Source organism: Pseudomonas sp. RT6P73 (genome assembly GCF_054897715.1).
The window spans coordinates 4,225,640-4,243,972 of sequence record NZ_JBUBUV010000002.1 but is presented as its reverse complement, the minus strand read 5'-3'; the positions used below and the strand labels follow the sequence as shown (position 1 = coordinate 4,243,972).

12 protein-coding genes and 1 pseudogene are annotated in these 18,333 nt (G+C 53.8%); 7 read left to right on the top strand and 6 right to left on the bottom strand.

The features are described from left to right. Nucleotide 1: 1 nt before the first annotated feature. The 6 genes and pseudogenes from ACYZT6_RS19835 to ACYZT6_RS19810 form a co-directional block, all read right to left on the bottom strand. Nucleotides 2–970: a PD-(D/E)XK motif protein gene (locus ACYZT6_RS19835; RefSeq protein WP_462028305.1), complete on the bottom strand. Its 969-nt coding sequence runs from the start codon at nt 968–970 to the stop codon at nt 2–4. Further along, nucleotides 957–3,707: a Z1 domain-containing protein gene (locus ACYZT6_RS19830; RefSeq protein ID WP_462028304.1), complete on the bottom strand. Its 2,751-nt coding sequence runs from the start codon at nt 3,705–3,707 to the stop codon at nt 957–959. Before ACYZT6_RS19830 ends, ACYZT6_RS19835 begins: the two co-directional genes overlap by 14 nt. Next, nucleotides 3,701–5,149: an ATP-binding protein gene (locus tag ACYZT6_RS19825; RefSeq protein ID WP_462028303.1), complete on the bottom strand. Its 1,449-nt coding sequence runs from the start codon at nt 5,147–5,149 to the stop codon at nt 3,701–3,703. Before ACYZT6_RS19825 ends, ACYZT6_RS19830 begins: the two co-directional genes overlap by 7 nt. 1,052 nt (nt 5,150–6,201) lie before the next feature. Continuing rightward, a pseudogene (locus ACYZT6_RS19820) lies at nt 6,202–7,532 on the bottom strand (IS4 family transposase). Nucleotides 7,533–7,688: 156 nt separating this feature from the next. After that, entirely contained in the window at nt 7,689–8,939 is a 1,251-nt protein-coding gene (locus tag ACYZT6_RS19815) for a ribonucleotide-diphosphate reductase subunit beta (RefSeq protein WP_017340233.1), read from the bottom strand. A gap of 539 nt (nt 8,940–9,478) precedes the next feature. Beyond that, the gene (locus tag ACYZT6_RS19810; RefSeq protein WP_010457261.1) at nt 9,479–9,742 is read right to left on the bottom strand and encodes a DUF2790 domain-containing protein; all 264 of its coding nucleotides are present in this window, start codon (nt 9,740–9,742) and stop codon (nt 9,479–9,481) included. A gap of 552 nt (nt 9,743–10,294) precedes the next feature. Here ACYZT6_RS19810 and acs point away from each other — a divergent pair. From acs to ACYZT6_RS19775, 7 genes are all read left to right on the top strand, one after another. Further along, nucleotides 10,295–12,250 (top strand): acetate--CoA ligase, encoded by a 1,956-nt coding sequence (gene acs, locus ACYZT6_RS19805; RefSeq protein WP_462028302.1) that lies wholly within the window; start codon nt 10,295–10,297, stop codon nt 12,248–12,250. A 698-nt stretch (nt 12,251–12,948) separates the two neighbouring features. After that, the gene (locus ACYZT6_RS19800) at nt 12,949–13,722 is read left to right on the top strand and encodes an ABC transporter substrate-binding protein (protein ID WP_461955284.1); all 774 of its coding nucleotides are present in this window, start codon (nt 12,949–12,951) and stop codon (nt 13,720–13,722) included. A 91-nt stretch (nt 13,723–13,813) separates the two neighbouring features. Next, on the top strand, nt 13,814–14,503 hold the full coding sequence (locus ACYZT6_RS19795) for an ABC transporter permease (protein ID WP_461955283.1): 690 nt from the start codon (nt 13,814–13,816) through the stop codon (nt 14,501–14,503). After that, complete coding sequence (locus ACYZT6_RS19790; RefSeq protein WP_283181347.1) at nt 14,500–15,198, top strand: ABC transporter permease; 699 nt, start codon at nt 14,500–14,502, stop codon at nt 15,196–15,198. The genes ACYZT6_RS19795 and ACYZT6_RS19790 overlap by 4 nt, the downstream gene beginning before the upstream one ends. Before the next feature lies 1 nt (nt 15,199). Continuing rightward, complete coding sequence (locus ACYZT6_RS19785) at nt 15,200–16,312, top strand: M14 family metallopeptidase (protein WP_462028301.1); 1,113 nt, start codon at nt 15,200–15,202, stop codon at nt 16,310–16,312. Nucleotides 16,313–16,339: 27 nt separating this feature from the next. Further along, complete coding sequence (locus ACYZT6_RS19780; RefSeq protein WP_109634103.1) at nt 16,340–17,104, top strand: ABC transporter ATP-binding protein; 765 nt, start codon at nt 16,340–16,342, stop codon at nt 17,102–17,104. Nucleotides 17,105–17,352: 248 nt separating this feature from the next. Further along, a complete protein-coding gene (locus ACYZT6_RS19775; RefSeq protein WP_285433814.1) occupies nt 17,353–18,333 on the top strand; it encodes a GlxA family transcriptional regulator in 981 nt (326 codons plus the stop codon).

The window sequence follows — 18,333 nt, the reverse complement described above, 5'->3', positions numbered from 1 at the left end:
GTTATGAAGCCTCGATCCATTCAAAGTCTTTAATTGCATCAGCCGAAATTGTATATTCTACTCGAGTAATTCCTTCCGCTACAGATTGCGTGGTCAGGCGAGGAAAACCTACGTCGACTGCATACCACTTATTTTCGATATGTTCAAAACAGATAGTGTCGTAGTGGTTCTGTTCGACAAAGCCGGCCTCAAGTAACCGATCCTTAAAAGTTAGGAGCGCCCCTGGGTCGGATGAAATTAGGCTTTCTAGTCTAGCAACGACTTCATTTAAGCTAAAGGCGTCATGCTCCCCCGGTACAGCCGAACGCATGCTAAATAACACTAGTTTGATAGGAGGCGGAGAACTCAGTTGGTCGAGGGAAGATATGGATATTTCATTCGCGCCTGGGCGAATTGCTTTTACCTCAAGTACAGTGTCGGAAAAGACAAAGTCTTGATCAGCCCCAAGGGGGCCAACCCATCCGTTTACCGCCTCGCCCAGATCACGATGGAAACGTACAATTAGTGATTCAAGCGTCAATAACTCAGCCATCAACCCTTTAATCTGATTGGCTTCAAGCAGCCCATTTGCTCCATGCTCAAATAAACGTTTCCACAGTAGCAGACGTTCTCTGAAAAGGGCCGCTAAAGCCATCTCTCCATTTACATTGTCTGCAGCATCCAAAAGATCTTGGCAGAGTCGTCCGAAAACAGCTTCCAATCCGTGGCGCTTCAGTCTTAATACCATGAGCCAACTACCATCAAGCCTCTGGTGCCTGAAATAGTCAAATGCGGAAGCCTCCATATCGACACTTGGAGGTCGGCAAGTCAGACCTATTGCAATCATGACGCTGCAGGCTGCATCTATCCCAGCATAAATGTCGAGAGGTGAATCTGAATCGATCCTGTTCAATCGATACCCAGTACCATCAATTGGAAATTCATCTGATTTCTGAAGTGCAGCCTTCCAGACTTGTTCAATCTTGGTCATCAGTTTCGTCCTCTAGCTCTTCTTCTATAAGTCCAAGAGTACGTAGTGCAACCTTATTTAATCTATACGAGACTAAAGAATTCTCATTGTCTTCATAATTAGGGAAGGAGATGCTAATTGCGACGATGGCGGTTGAACCGATTTCTGATGCGCGCATCATTGCGCGTATTCTTTTCTTTGGGTCTATTGACTTTGCTGGGATTGAGTCGCGTGGCTGGATGATGTGAATTGTTAATAATGGGCGTTGCCGATAACGGCGATAAAAATATCCAGGAATAGTCACTCCATAATTATCAGGGTCACTTTCCCTTAATATTTTCCATTCGTTTTTGGCGGTTGTAATAACCGTTGCAGAAAGGCCGATCATTTCGTCGCTTATTTCCCCGATCCGTTGCCTATTCACCTTAAGGTATTGAGCCCCTTTTGGAACTTTTTCGAACTGACGCCTCCTACAGCGAATGTTGGTCTCAGTCCCATCTACGAATGTGGTTTTTAAGTCTGGTGCAAAATCTCCATCCCCCTGAGGCAGACAAACATCCCATTCTTTGAGCATTTCCACTGTATTTTGAGATATAAACGAGAACAATGGAAGGTCACTTCCCGACAGGTCGGAAATGAACGCCATGTTCATATTCGAGATGTTCAGTTTTCTCAAGAATGAGGCGATATCCTTTGACTGGATGTTGCTCCATACACAGCGGTTTCCAATCCTTTCAGCTGCACCTAGATTTTTTTCTATGAATTGGCTCACTGTAGAAAGGTTCGATTGGTTCAGTTTCTGGCTTTTCGGCAGTAATGGTGTTTCTGCACCATATTTGCTGTACGAAACTGAATGACTGATTTCTTGAGCATTACGCATCTTGTTTAAAGCTGTGACAATCAATGTATCCGGATGAGATCTTACGCGCATGCCAAATTTCTCTGGAGGCTGATGATTTGCGTGCATCCGTTTGATGTCAATACGTAACTCTGTTACTACTTTGGCGATATGAGCGAACCATCCTTGTACGTTTGGTTCCATCCAAATGCGGCATAAATCATCGTAGTTTGAACGATAACCAAACCAACGTCCCATTTGGAGTAGAGTGTCATAGGCCTTTGAGTTACGGTAGAAATAGCTGGTGCACAACCCTTCTAGAGTTAGTCCTCGTGATAAAGTAAGTCCGCCAACTGCTATCACTCGGCGGCCTTTTTCTGAATTTTTATAAGCGCCGTAGTTGAGCCGATCAGAGGCTTCTGTTTTTTGGTTTATGGTAAGGGTTTTTACTGATGCAATTGATTCATATAGATTTTTTCGAATATCGTTCCATGAGCAGGTTACATCCGAATAATAAACGCTCCATACTCGGTGTAGCTCCATGAGAGGGGGGTGTTTTGCCCAGGAATTATCGTCGGCTAAGTACTGTTTTATCTCCTCCGTTAACTCATATAAATACTGCTTTATTAGCTTGGATAATCTAACCTGGACGTCAGTAAGACGCGTTACATTCACAAGCATGGAGCGATGTTTAAGGGGTTCGTTTCGCATGTCTCGAATCGCACACGAAAGTAAAAATACTTGGATTGCCTCATGTAACGATGGAGGTAGTGTTTCTAGAGGTAGATGTTTTTTGTGATCGTAGGGAAAAATAGTTTCGGCGTCGTCGATATCTATTAGTTGATAATGATGACTGCCAGATTCTGAAAAGACGCTTGTGGCGCCGATGTAATTTGTAGGGGTGTTTAGTGAGTAGACAAAATTTGACGGAAAAAGATCGTCATTATCAGGGTTGATAAATACGTTAGCAAAAGGGGTGGCAGTATATGCGGCGTAGGTTGATTGATTGAATAGTCCGAGTACATCCCTTATTAATTGATTGATGGTGGTTGGGTCATCGTCTTTCCGTGAGTTAACAGATGCATTGTCAGCCTCGTCATCAATCAATAGTAGTGGCAGTTCAAGAAGTTTAGCTCCATGAACAAGTTGAGAGTCCAGAAAGGCTGCAAGGTTTTGAAGCGCGGATTTGTTTTTCTTCATCACGAGCAACACAGGCTCGCTTATATTCTTCAATGGAATCCCGCCCAATGCGCGAGCATTGCCTGTAAGAAAATCTGAATCGACGGACGTAAGTACATTGGGTGTTTTCGTTCTGAAACGTCCCGCACCGATTGTTTTGGTGGTGCGAGTTCCCCCTAATAGGTCACGACTGTCTCGACCAACGAATCCCTCGTCTAAGCGCCCCTGCGACTGGGCACGCAACTCTTCAATCATGCCGGTGAGCAAGACTATAACCTTATACCCAGCGTCGGCTGCCTTATTTACGAGCCCGCAGTAATTAGCAGTCTTCCCTGATTGAACGTCCCCCATGACCAAGCCGCGAACCTTCCAGCCGTGATCCTGCCGAGGGTTGCCGCACTCATTCAAAATATTGTCAGTATCTTCATCTAGAACACGGATTACCTCCTTGCTCATGCCGTCAGCTTTAAGCTGATTTTTATAAGCTTCCCAATAGTCCCATTTGATTGATGCTTTTACTTCCTCCAGCCAAGGTTCCTGTTCCCCGCCATGCAGGCCGTCTCCGGCCATCATTGTTATCCCGATGTTAGCCTCAAGCTTTTTTCTTACCGAAATTAACTCACCTTCGTTGGCTCCTGGCATACCTTTTAGAATGCTCATGATGAGTTCTAGCCTCTCATCAGTTAGATCATTTCCCCCTTGTAAGCCCACGGCAACAAGGTATAAATCCGTATCTAGCATTTATAAAGCTCCGTGCGAATTTTTTCGTGGTACTGCGGATGGCGAACCAATGGATCAATATTGAGAATGTCTTCGATGTTAAAGCCCGTTAATTTCAGTAAGTTTGTGGCAAGCTCAACCAGTCTGGAAATAGTGTCGTATTCATTTAGTTCTCGACTATCAGAACACATGTCAGCGTAGATGGAGTCAAATGGGAGTGCTTCGCCTAGCAATCCTAGAAGCAACTGCAAGCTCTTCTGATCACTTACATCTAGCTTAGACGACAGGGATTGGATTATGGGGTGCTCTAGATTTGGCTCATATCGGAATGAACTATGTGAGGGTTCGATGCGAGTCCATAGTGGTGTGATGCCTTTCGATATCCTTTTTTTTCCTTGATATGTAACTGTCTTTCTGCTCGTATTAGCAAAATGTGGTATTAGTTGGCGGAGCCTGTTACGGATAGCTTCAGGAGGGTAGGCTATTGATTTTTTTATATCTATCGTCCACAACTCATCAAAGGAATTCGGGATATCTACCTGAATTCGAGTCAGCTTGAAAAACTCGCTTTTTGATACCAGCCGGAACCACGTACCCCAGATGACTAGGCGTCGATTACGATAAATGTAGAAGCCCTGAGTTCCTCGCAGCCCGTCGCGTCCGCCTGCAAGATCAATTTCCTCAGGCGAAAGATGGCTCACAGGAGGGAGTACAAACGGTGATACAAGAACATCACCTTTTTTATCCCGTATTACCTGCCCTTCTAAAGGCTGCCGGAAAGGATTGCTTCTTAGAAAAGGATCACGGGCTGGAACTGGAAGCCCGTTGACAGTTATTTGGATTGCCTCATATTGATTTTCCCGCTGAGTAAATCGATGAAATACCAATGCAAGATGATCAAGGAGCGGAGTTAATTTGCTGGTTATTTCCTTTTGGGGGCGGTCAGCTCCCGCTGTGAGTCTATCCAAGTCCTGCCAGACAATTAACGTGCCTGTGTCTTGTAACTTCAGTGATGAGAACATAGGCATTTTTTCAAGATCTTTTATGTCCGGGACAACTACAATCCACTTGTTTCTACGCCGAACTTCATCCAAATCCCAGCATCGCGCGCTGACAATCCCAGCCTTTTTACTAATCACTGTCAGCTTTCTGCATTGGGACAGCGAGGCAGTTTTGAGTCCAAGTCCAAACCTACCTAAATCCTCTGGGTCGCGATGATTAGCAGGATTATGACTTCCATGACGCATTGCGTTCGTTAGTTCGTGGGAGGCCATTCCCCGCCCATTGTCGAGAATGGCAACGAAGGGGGCGTCGGAGGCGTCGTACCTAACGTCAATGCGACTGGCTTTCGCTGTGATACTGTTATCGAGTAAGTCAGCAATGGCCGATTCTGTTGAATAACCAACCGCTCGCATTGCTTCGATTAGTGATACAGGATCCGGGATGACTTCAAGGACTTCCATAATTCCTCTTCTTTGCAGATACGGTAAGCCGCTGCTCAAAGTGGTCGCTTCACAGCGTCAAAAAAACTCCTGCCGCAGACCCTACCGTTGCTACCCTTTCTTATGGAGTCCCTTTAGCATCAAGTGCAGCAAGAAATCACTACTACATTGAGCCAAGACATTCCTCACGTTGCTGGCAGCTTACAACAATCTTCATATACTGCGTATGTCGGATTGCTGAAAACACAGGCGGGTGTATCGTCTAATGTAGTTCGCTTGGTGCTCGCAAAAAAATACGGCAGGAAGAGTTGGGGTGCGACGGGCTATTCTAATTCTGGTTCGTAATTGGCTCGCGACGTTATTGATGGTAGACGCTTTCAATAGCCGCGCGCTCTAGGGCCATAGTATCGGTAGCTTTTTGCGCCTGAATTTACTTTTTGTGGGTTTTACCACTGATATTTTATGTGATGGCATCATTCTTCCCAACTCATCGTGTCCGTCCGTCTGATATTTCATTGCTCAATCATCGAAAAAATTCTACTTTTTTTCACGGATTCTAGGTCAATCTATCAGGCGGTTAATGTTGGATATATCTGCGTTTTTTGGAGGCTGTCTGATGACCCTGCGCTGGGTGCCGATGCTCGACAAGTGGTTGGCGAGCCGTGTAATCAGCTGCTCGTGAGCGTCGCTTTTGATCTGGGAGATATTGATGAAACAGGCGAATGGGATACTGTAGACTCCTGAGGACCTGGAGGTATTGGTTCAGGATAAGGGTTTTACCAAGCTGCCGACTTCGGGAATTTGCCAGAAATTCATCACGACCCGTTTGTTCGGACGTTAATTGCCCAGGCTCTGGCGGAATGGCTGGAGTTGGTAGGGCCGGATGAGATCATCGCGCAGTATGGGTGCAGATGGTTTCGACGCGGTTGCGATGGGGTAGGTAGTTTTTCCGAAGGGTAGGGGATTAGGGAGTTTGCGAGGGCCTCGGTCTCGGATGTAGCTTTCGGCAACTGCTACGAGGGGGCCGCGGGTTTTTCGCCCATAAAAAAGCCCCGATCAGATCGTAATGCTGTTCACTTAAGCGGAGCAGCCTTACGGTCCACTGGAAATCGGGTTTTCGAAATTTTCACCGTCCTTGGTCTCGAAGGCCTTGGGCGGTGATCCAGAAACAATCCCCCTATCCCTGCTCTCAACTCAGCCAAGCGTCTTCCTGTGGCTGAAATCGGATTAGCCGCCGCCATCACGATCAGTTGCACGGCGATGTACTGACAAACGGGTTTGAACGGATGTCCGAGGGTGGTCGGCCAAACGCCACCGCCGCCTGACTGGCCTCTCGACGAATCACGTTATAAGCCAGCAATAGCCCCCACACTTCCTGATAGATCAGCTCGACTTTTTTGCTGCGCAAGGTCATTGCGTTCTGTTGCATCGAACTCTTGATGTCCCTGAAGCCCAATTCGATTTCCCAACGCTCTTGGTAAAGTTTGGCAACGGCTTGAGTGTTGTAGGTCTTGGCCGGCAACGACGTCATGACGGTCTTCACCTTGCCTTTGATTTCATAACTGACTTCGCGTACTTCCCAGTGCGTTGGAAGAACCGGGTTTCGCTTTCTGGCCTGCGGTGAGACTTTCATACGCACTAACCTGTCGTGCTGGCTGTAACGGGCCACTTCCTCGCAGACCAGTCCTTTTTTTGCCGGGATCAACCAATGACGGTTGATGCCTGCTCCGCTCAGGCTCGACAGCAGCTCGGCACCCCAAAAACCTTTGTCGAACAGCGTCACCGAGTGGTCGGGTATCTGCTGCAAAAATTCGTCGGCCAAGCGCATTTCACTGCGTCGATAAGGGCTCAATTGAGCATCCATGATCACGTGCGAACGCACATTCATCAGGGCCACCAAGCGCAGCATCGGAAACGGCGTCTGGCGGTCGCTTGGAGTGTTTCCCGACCCGAAGTGATCTCGAAGCTCGGGCGTATCCGGAGTACGCAAAAGTGCACCGTCCACCGCGAATACCTGCAGATCATGCCAGGTATCATCGTCATAGCGCTCCGCGCCCCATTGGGTCCCGGTCTTGCGGAATAACCACTCAACAGGATCGGCACCGAGTCGCTTGCGCGCCTCGGTCACACCACTGCGGGCCAACAAGTGGTCGGTGGCCAGGCCTTGAGCGCAGATGTTCAAACGTCTGGCCACCTCATGAACCGGCTCGTCACGAAACAAGGCCATGCCGAGTACCAACCAGAGCACTTGGTCAGCGGGCAGGCGACGTCGGCGAATGGTCGCCTGACTGGAAAGATCCAGCGCAGACGCTACCCACTCGATGGGAATGTTTTGGGTGAAGGTGCTCAGGTCGCAGAAGTTGAAAAGGTCGCCGAGGTCGAGCAGATCTTGTTGAACAGACATAAAAAATCCGATGCCAGAGGTCTGGCATCGGATTTTCGGATAAGCCCGGCTTGGACTCAAATGCTTAAGTGAACAGCATTACGATCAGATCGGGGCTTTTGCTTTTCAGATTTGTCGATTCAGACGGCAATCATCAAATCGTGGCGAGCTTGGAAATCAATCCCAGCTAAGCGCACCACCGGTTTGGTATTCAATAACCCGAGTCTCAAAGAAATTCTTCTCTTTCTTCAAGTCCATAATCTCGCTCATCCAAGGGAACGGGTTAGTCGTCCCTGGATACTCTTCTTTCAAACCAATCTGCGACAAACGACGGTTAGCGATGAACTTCAGATAGTCCTCCATCATCGCCGCATTCATCCCCAACACCCCACGAGGCATGGTATCCCGCGCGTATTCAATCTCCAGCTGAGTCCCCTGCAGAATCATCTGGCTCGCTTCTTCCTTCATCTCAGCGTCCCACAAGTGCGGGTTTTCGATTTTGATCTGGTTGATCACGTCGATGCCGAAGTTCAGGTGCATGGATTCGTCGCGCAGGATGTATTGGAACTGCTCGGCGACGCCGGTCATTTTGTTGCGGCGGCCCATGGAGAGGATCTGGGTGAAGCCGCAGTAGAAGAAGATGCCTTCCAGAACGCAGTAGTAGGCGATCAGGTTGCGCAGCAATTCTTTGTCGGTTTCGACGGTGCCGGTTTCGAACTTCGGATCGGAGATCGAACGGGTGTATTTGAGGCCCCAGGTGGCTTTTTTCGCGACCGATGGGATCTCGTGGTACATGTTGAAGATCTCGCCTTCATCCATGGCCAACGATTCGATGCAGTACTGGTAGGCGTGGGTGTGGATCGCCTCTTCGAACGCCTGGCGCAGGATGTACTGGCGGCATTCCGGGTTGGTGATCAGGCGGTACACGGCCAGGACCAGGTTGTTGGCAACCAGGGAGTCGGCGGTGGAGAAGAAGCCGAGGTTGCGCATCACGATGCGGCGCTCGTCGTCGGTCAGGCCTTCCGGGTCTTTCCAGAGGGCGATGTCGGCGGTCATGTTGACTTCTTGCGGCATCCAGTGGTTTGCGCAGCCGTCCAGGTATTTCTGCCAGGCCCAGTCGTACTTGAAGGGTACGAGTTGGTTGAGGTCGGCGCGGCAGTTGATCATGCGCTTTTCGTCGACGGCGACGCGGGCGGAGGCGCCTTCGAGTTCGGCGAGGCCTTCGGCGATGTCGAGGTTGTCCAGGGCAGCTTTGGCACGGGCGATTGCGGCAGAGTCGTTCGCGGTAACGGCGCGAGCTTCTTGAGCGGCGACACCACCAGCGGTGTCGAGTCGGTCCATGTTGGCTTCAGTCGCGTGGCCGGCGTTGGCGCCTTTTACCACGGTCTCGCCGCTGTCTTCTTTGTCGAATTCGTCCCAGCTCAGCATGACGTGTCGTCTCCTGCGTGAGGGCCAGATGCCCGTGTGAAAACTGATTGGTTGTTTTTCACACGGCCGTACTGGCCGCGTTGGATAGCGTTTTTTGCAGCGGTACACGCAGGCAAATAAACATAATTTTGTACGGGGTTCTGAGAGCCACTGATGGGCGCAGTGAGCGACAAACGCTTCTGCGGGGCTTCAGACTGGCTTTCGTTCCTGTAAGGGAATATTGCAGGCCCGTTTAAGGCCGCATTATAAGGAAATTTTTGCCGGCGTGGTGCGGCGAATCGGCTCATGGAGTGGCCGGAAGGGATGGTTTTTGGAGCAAACCGAGGGAATACAGGGCTTTGGCCGGTGCAGATTTTTTTTCGTTAATTTTGACGCTGAATCGAATTTGTTCAAAAAACAGCCAAAAACCGCGTTTTTCACTACATCTTGTGGTTTGCAAGGGGTTTCGCCGCTTCAAAACACAACTGAGCCCGACCGAAGCCGGGCTGGAAACGACCGTTAGCGATCAGCTGACAGGGGCCGATTCGGTGCAGTCACGATCATCCGTTGGTGCAGCCGTTACCCATGATGCTGTAGCGCAGGATGTGGCGTTGACCTTGGGAGTCGTCGTATTCCATTTTCACCGGAACAACTTCGCACACATTGGGGACTTCGCTCATGGAGATAACTTTGGCGATGTCCAGGTGAGTCGAGTAAGTGTATTCCTCGATGGCTGGCTTCTGCTGTGCGACATCAGTCGGGACCTCGTCTGCCATGGCGGTTGCGCACAGGCTGGAGAGGGCCAGAACTAATAAAGCTTTCATTTCAGATTTACCTTTTAGAGGTCGAAAGGGGTCACGCAACCTTTTTGGGGTTGCGTGTGGAGCTTGATTAAAGAGTTTTGGATTAACGGCCTTCGTGGGGGCTGTAACTTGGTTAATCACAGTGCCTTGTTGGCGAGGCGGATTTTAGGCGTGGGGGGTGGATTCATATAGGTGGGGTTTTGATAAACACCTTTGGCGGATTTCGTAACAATCCTCGAAAGAATCAGCTGGCGAAGCACGACCTGTAGCAGCTGGCGAAGCCTGCGTCCGGCTGCGAAGCAGTCGTAAACCCCGTTAAACGCGGCCTGCCTGACCTACCGCAATTGCTGATTTTACGACTGCTTCGCAGCCGAACGCAGGCTTCGCCAGCTGCTACAGATCGGTTTATGGGCGGGCTCCGGTATTGCCTGGAAGAAGCGTGAAAGTTGGGCTTTCGGGGTATTCACGACATTTTGTAGGGGCTTGTTACTACCATCGTCGAATGGTTCTATAGGCCCGGCCCGGCTACAACTGGGGGCATACAAAAACAACTATTCCACCGAGGTAAGAAAGATGAGTGCGGCTTCTCTGTATCCCGTTCGTCCCGAGGTAGCAGCCAACACGCTGACCGACGAGGCAACCTACAAAGCCATGTACCAGCAGTCCGTCGTCAACCCGGACGGATTCTGGCGCGAGCAAGCCAAGCGCCTCGACTGGATCAAGCCTTTCACCACGGTGAAGCAGACGTCTTTCGACGATCACCATGTCGACATCAAATGGTTCGCCGACGGCACCCTGAACGTTTCCTACAACTGCCTGGACCGTCATCTGGCCGAGCGCGGCGATCAAGTCGCGATCATTTGGGAAGGGGATGACCCGGCCGAAAGCCGCAACATCACTTACCGCGAGCTGCACGAACAAGTCTGCAAGTTCGCCAACGCCTTGCGCGGCCAGGATGTGCACCGCGGCGACGTGGTGACTATCTATATGCCGATGATCCCCGAAGCCGTGGTCGCCATGTTGGCTTGCACCCGGATCGGCGCGATTCACTCGGTCGTCTTCGGTGGTTTCTCGCCGGAAGCCCTGGCCGGTCGCATCATCGACTGCAAATCCAAAGTGGTGATCACCGCTGACGAAGGCATTCGTGCCGGCAAGAAGATCCCGCTCAAGACCAATGTCGACGACGCGCTGACCAACCCGGAAACCAGCAGCATTCAGAAAGTCATCGTGTGCAAGCGCACCGGTGGCAACATCAAGTTGAACCAGCATCGCGACATCTGGTACGAAGACCTGATGAACGTGGCGGGCAGTGTCTGCGCGCCGAAAGAGATGGGCGCCGAAGAAGCGCTGTTCATCCTTTACACCTCCGGTTCCACCGGCAAACCTAAGGGCGTTCAGCACACCACCGGCGGTTATCTGCTATACGCCGCCATGACCCACGAGCGCGTGTTCGACTATCGCCCGGGCGAAATCTACTGGTGCACCGCCGACGTCGGCTGGGTCACCGGCCACACTTACATCGTCTACGGCCCGCTGGCCAACGGCGCGACCACGGTGCTGTTCGAAGGCGTGCCGAACTATCCGGACATCACCCGGGTGGCGAAGATCGTCGACAAGCACAAGGTCAACATCCTTTACACCGCGCCAACGGCGATCCGCGCGATGATGGCGTCGGGCAAAGCCGCTGTTGAAGGCGCTGATGGCAGCAGCCTGCGTCTGTTGGGTTCGGTCGGTGAGCCGATCAACCCGGAAGCGTGGGACTGGTATTACAAGAACGTCGGCCAATCCCGTTGCCCGATCGTCGACACCTGGTGGCAGACCGAAACCGGCGGCAACATGATGAGCCCGTTGCCGGGCGCTCACGGCCTCAAACCAGGTTCGGCGGCACGTCCGTTCTTCGGCGTGGTGCCGGCGCTGGTGGACAACCTGGGTAACATCCTCGAAGGCGTTGCCGAGGGCAACCTGGTGATTCTCGATTCGTGGCCAGGCCAGGCGCGCACGCTGTACGGCGACCATGACCGCTTCGTCGACACCTACTTCAAGACCTTCCGTGGCATGTACTTCACCGGCGACGGCGCACGTCGCGACGAAGACGGTTACTACTGGATCACCGGGCGTGTGGACGACGTGCTCAACGTGTCCGGCCACCGCATGGGCACCGCCGAGATTGAAAGCGCGATGGTTGCTCACCCGAAAGTTGCCGAGGCTGCCGTGGTTGGCGTGCCGCACGACATCAAGGGGCAGGGCATCTATGTCTACGTCACGTTAATCGGTGGCGAAGAGCCGAGCGAGCAATTGCGTCTGGAGCTGAAAAACTGGGTGCGTAAAGAGATCGGCCCGATTGCTTCGCCGGATGTGATTCAGTGGGCGCCGGGGCTGCCGAAGACGCGTTCGGGCAAGATCATGCGCCGGATTCTGCGCAAGATTGCGACGGCTGAGTACGATGGGTTGGGGGATATCTCGACCTTGGCGGATCCGGGTGTGGTGCAGCATTTGATTGATGAGCACAAGATCATGAATGTTGCTTAACCGCCGCCTCTGAGTCAGTAAAAGCCCCATCCGGTGTTGTGCCGGATGGGGCTTTTTTTGCCTGGGGTTTTTGTGGGGCCGTTCGGGCCTCATCGCTAGCAGGCTAGCTCCCACAGGGATCTCCAGGGGATTCAAAGTTTGAATCGAGCGCAGTTCCCCTGTGGGAGCTAGCCTGCTAGCGATGGCGATCTGTCAGACGCTAAATAAACATCGCCCAATAATTATCGGCTTCATCTGTAAGCCAATTCCCACTGTTACCCACCCCCATTCAAGTAACTGAATGTGTAACCGCCCATCCCCATACGGGGCATTGGGAAACGCAAAGCCCCATTCCCGGGCCTCTCCAGCCCCTGTAAAAAATAAGTCATAACGCTGCGCTTGCCGGATTAGAAGGGTTTGCCAATAATAGGCCCGCAATTTGCAATGTAGATCGGTTCACTGTCTTTTGCTCTTGCATGAATTTGCAGGGCTGTCAACGCGCTCAAACGGCTTTCTCGGTGCATCTGTAATTAGTTGTCGCATTGAAGAAATATCGGCTTCGGGCCTGTCGTTAGAATGCCGATCACTCGCTCGTTGTTGCTCGCGTTGAAAAAATCGCGCGGTTCCTACGACGCAGCATCGCTTTGCGGTTCCACTCACTCGCATATTGGGCTGTCGCTCACTCTGCCGTTTTAGCCCTTTACCGATGGAGTCCCAACATGAAGAAACTCGTGCTGCTCGGCGCCCTGGCACTGTCCGTGCTGTCCCTGCCAACCTTCGCCGATGAAAAGCCTCTGAAAATTGGTATCGAAGCGGCTTACCCTCCGTTCGCTTCCAAAGCACCGGACGGCAGCATCGTGGGTTTCGACTACGACATCGGCAACGCCCTGTGCGAAGAGATGAAGGTCAAGTGCGTGTGGGTCGAGCAAGAGTTCGACGGTCTGATCCCGGCGCTTAAAGTGCGCAAGATCGACGCGATCCTGTCGTCCATGTCGATCACCGAAGACCGCAAGAAATCCGTGGACTTCACCAACAAGTACTACAACACCCCGGCTCGCCTGGTCATGAAGGCTGGCACTCAAGTCAGCGAAGGCCTGGCTGAACTGAAGGGCAAGAACATCGGCGTGCAACGTGGTTCGATCCACGAGCGTTTCGCCCGCGAAGTCCTGGCCCCGCTGGGTGCCGAGATCAAGCCTTACGGTTCGCAGAACGAAATTTACCTCGACGTGGCCGCTGGCCGCCTCGACGGCACCGTGGCAGACGCTACGCTGCTGGATGACGGTTTCCTGAAAACCGATGCCGGCAAAGGTTTCGCTTTCGTTGGTCCGGCCTTCACCGACGTCAAATACTTCGGCGACGGCGTGGGTATCGCTGTTCGCAAGGGTGACGCGTTGAAAGACAAGATCAACACCGCGATCGCTGCCATTCGCGAGAACGGCAAGTACAAGCAAATCCAGGACAAATACTTCGCCTTCGATATCTACGGCAAGTAATACGCTCCGGCGACAAGTCCGAAATGGCGCAAGCAACAGGATCTCTGAGGTTTGCGCCATTTTTTCATCCCCACATTCGAGGACCTGAATCATGTTGAAAGGCTACGGGGCTGTCATCCTCGATGGCGCATGGCTGACGCTTCAGCTCGCCTTGTCGTCCATGGTCCTGGCCATCTTTCTGGGTCTGATCGGCGTGGCATTGCGTCTGTCGCCGGTTCGCTGGCTGGCCTGGCTGGGCGACCTGTATTCCACGGTGATCCGCGGTATTCCCGATCTGGTACTGATCCTGCTGATTTTCTACGGCGGTCAGGACCTGCTCAACCGCGTGGCGCCGATGCTCGGCTTTGACGACTACATTGACCTGAACCCATTGGCCGCCGGTATCGGAACCCTGGGCTTCATCTTCGGTGCGTACCTGTCGGAAACCTTCCGCGGCGCCTTCATGGCGATCCCCAAAGGTCAGGCAGAAGCTGGCATGGCGTACGGCATGAGCAGTTTTCAGGTGTTCTTCCGGGTGTTGGTGCCGCAGATGATTCGTCTGGCGATTCCGGGCTTTACCAACAACTGGCTGGTACTGACCAAGGCTACCGCGCTGATTTCGGTGGTGGGTCTGCAAGACATGATGTTCAAGGCCAAGCAGGCGGCAGATGCCACCCGCGAGCCTTTCACCTTCTTCCTCGCAGTGGCGGCGATGTACCTGGTGATCACCAGTGTCTCGTTGCTGATTCTGCGTCAACTTGAGAAGCGCTACTCGGTAGGCGTAAGGGCGGCTGATCTATGATCTTCGACTACAACGTCATTTGGGAGGCCTTGCCGCTGTACTTCGGCGGCTTGGTGACTACCCTCAAATTGCTCGCGCTGTCGCTGTTTTTCGGCCTGCTGGCGGCCCTGCCACTGGGGCTGATGCGCGTCTCGAAGAATGCCGTGGTCAACATGTCGGCCTGGCTCTTCACTTACGTGATTCGTGGCACGCCGATGCTGGTGCAGCTGTTTTTGATCTACTACGGTCTGGCGCAATTCGAAGCCGTGCGTGAAAGCTTCCTGTGGCCGTGGCTGTCCAGCGCGACGTTCTGTGCGTGCCTGGCCTTCGCCATCAACACCAGCGCTTACACCGCGGAAATCATCGCCGGCAGCCTGCGCGCCACGCCGAACGGTGAGATCGAAGCGGCCAAGGCGATGGGCATGTCGCGCTACAAAATGTACAAGCGCATCCTGTTGCCGTCCGCCCTGCGCCGGGCGCTGCCGCAGTACAGCAACGAAGTGATCATGATGCTGCAGACCACCAGTCTGGCGTCCATCGTGACCCTGATCGACATCACCGGCGCCGCGCGCACGGTCAACGCTCAGTTCTACTTGCCGTTCGAAGCGTACATCACTGCGGGTGTGTTCTACCTGTGCCTGACCTTCATTCTGGTGAAGCTGTTCAAACTGGCCGAGCGCCGCTGGCTGGGCTACCTGGCCCCGCGGAAGCACTGATATGGAACGCATCGATCATTCATTGCCGTGGAACCACCTGGGCAGCGAACGCCAGATTTCGGTGTTCCGCTTCGGGAGTGGCGAGCGCAAGGCCTACATCCAGGCTAGCCTGCACGCCGATGAATTACCGGGAATGCGCACGGCCTGGGAGCTGAAAAAGCGCCTGGCCGAACTCGAAGCCCAGGGCTTGCTCAACGGTGTGATCGAACTGGTGCCGGTGGCCAATCCATTGGGCTTGGGTCAATTGCTTCAGGGCAGCCATCAAGGTCGTTTCGAAGCGGGCAGCGGCAAGAATTTCAACCGGGACTTCGTCGAGCTGAGCGCGCCAGTGGCCGCTGAGCTCGAAGGGCACCTGGGCGATGATCCTCACGCCAATATCCGTTTGATCCGCCAGGCCATGAGCGATCACCTGGCCGCATTGCCAGAGGCGAGCAGCCAGTTGCAAGGCATGCAGCGCATCTTGCTCAGCCATGCTTGCACCGCCGATGTGGTGCTGGATTTGCATTGCGATGCCGAAGCGGCGCTGCACATGTACGCCTTGCCGCAACACTGGCCGCAATGGCGTTCGCTCGCTGCGCACCTGAATGTGAAAGTGGGTCTGCTGGCGGAAGATTCCGGCGGCAGCTCCTTCGACGAAGCCTGTTCGCTGCCGTGGCTGCGCCTGTCCCGTCAGTTTCCGGACGCGCAGATCCCACTGGCCTGCCTGGCGACTACCATTGAATTAGGTGGTCAGGCCGATACCGGACGCGCAGAGGCCGAGGCTTACGCTGAAGGCATTCTGGCGTTCCTCGCCGAGCAAGGCTTGATCAGCGGCGAATGGCCGAAACCTGCGCAGGACGCCTGCGAAGGCATGCCGTTTGAAGGTACTGAGTTGCTGTTCGCGCCGCATCCGGGCGTGATCAGTTTCCTGCGTAAACCCGGTGAGTGGATCGAAGCCGGCGACGAGATTTTCGAAGTGATCGATCCGTTAGCGGATCGGGTCAGCACGGTGTGTGCTGGTACGTCCGGGGTGCTGTTTGCCATTGAACGGCTGCGTTATGCCCAACCCGGTTTCTGGCTGGCCAAGGTGGCGGGGCGCGAAGCGCTGCGTCACGGGCGCTTGCTCAACGACTGACTGACTGTTTTTGTGAGAACCGACCGCATGTACAAACTTGAAGTCCAAGACCTGCATAAACGCTATGGCAGTCACGAAGTGCTCAAGGGCGTGTCCCTGAAAGCGGCGGCTGGCGATGTGATCAGCATCATCGGCTCCAGTGGCTCCGGCAAAAGTACTTTCCTGCGCTGTATCAACCTGCTTGAGCAGCCGCACGCGGGCCGTATCCTGCTCAACAACGAAGAGCTGAAACTGGTGGCGAACAAGGACGGCGCGATGAAAGCGGCCGACCCAAAACAGTTGCAACGCATGCGTTCGCGCCTGTCGATGGTGTTCCAGCATTTCAACCTGTGGTCGCACATGACCGCGCTGGAAAACATCATGGAAGCGCCGGTCCACGTGCTGGGCATGTCCAAGGCCGAAGCCCGTGAAAAAGCCGAGCACTACCTGAACAAGGTTGGCGTGGCGCATCGCAAAGACGCTTACCCGGGCCACATGTCCGGCGGCGAGCAGCAACGCGTAGCGATTGCCCGTGCGTTGGCGATGGAGCCTGAGGTGATGCTGTTCGACGAACCGACCTCGGCACTCGACCCGGAACTGGTTGGCGACGTGTTGAAAGTCATGCAGGCTCTGGCGCTGGAAGGCCGGACCATGGTCGTGGTAACCCACGAAATGGGCTTCGCCCGTGAAGTGTCGAACCAGCTGGTGTTCCTGCACAAAGGCGTCGTCGAAGAAAGCGGCAACCCGCGTGAAGTGCTGGTCAATCCACAGTCTGAACGTTTGCAACAATTCCTCTCGGGCAGCCTGAAGTAAACCGAACTCCCGTTGCGCACCGGGATAGTGCATGCTTCGCAACCTAGAAGCTGACCCCGATACCCTGTAGGAGCGAGGCTTGCCCGCGAAAGCGGTGGTTCAGACAGCAATGATGTTGACTGATACACCGCTTTCGCGGGCAAGCCTCGCTCCTACAGGGGATCTCCGTTGGTTTTGAGATTTGCGTTCATTTACGGGCTAGCATTGGCCCATGCCTTCATCACTGTTTTCGTTTCGGATTGCCCGCCATGACTGCCCATCGAATTGGTTTCCTGATTTGGCCCAGCACTAAAGCACTGACGCTTGCGCTGGCTGAGGAGGCCTTGCGTGTTGCCCAGCGTGTGCATCCGGACGTGGTCTACGAATTGTCGTTTTTGCAGGCCGAACCGCCGACCGAAGGCGCCTGGCAATTGCCGGGTGAGCCGTGGGCCGGCAAGCTCGAAAACTTCCAGAAACTGTTCCTGCTCGCCGATGAGCCACCGACCACACTCGCGCCGCCGCTCAGCAGTTCGCTGAAGCAGCTGGTGCGCGCCGGTTGTGTGATCGGCGGTTTGTCCGCCGGTGTCTACCCGTTGGCGCAACTGGGTTTGCTCGACGGTTACCGCGCTGCCGTGCATTGGCGCTGGCAGGACGATTTCGCCGAACGTTTCCCCAAAGTCATCGCCACCAGCCATCTGTTCGATTGGGATCGCGATCGCCTGACCGCGTGTGGCGGCTTGTCGGTACTCGATCTGTTGCTGGCGGTGCTGGCCCGTGATCACGGCGCCGAACTGGCCGGCGCTGTGTCGGAAGAATTGGTGGTCGAGCGCATCCGCGAGGGCGGCGAACGCCAGCGCATTCCGCTGCAGAACCGCCTGGGCTCCAGCCATCCGAAGCTCACCCAGGCGGTGTTGCTGATGGAAGCCAACATCGAAGAGCCACTGACCACCGACGAAATTGCCCAGCACGTGTGCGTGTCCCGTCGGCAGCTGGAGCGGATCTTCAAGCAGTACCTCAACCGTGTGCCGAGCCAGTACTACCTGGAACTGCGCCTGAACAAGGCCCGGCAGATGTTGATGCAAACCAGCAAGTCGATCATCCAGATCGGCCTGTCGTGTGGCTTCTCCTCGGGGCCGCATTTCTCCAGCGCCTACCGCAACTTCTTCGGCGCCACGCCGCGGGAAGATCGCAACCAGCGGCGCAGCAGCAGTCCATTCGAGTTGTCGTCGGTGCCGTCCGAGCGCGGCTGA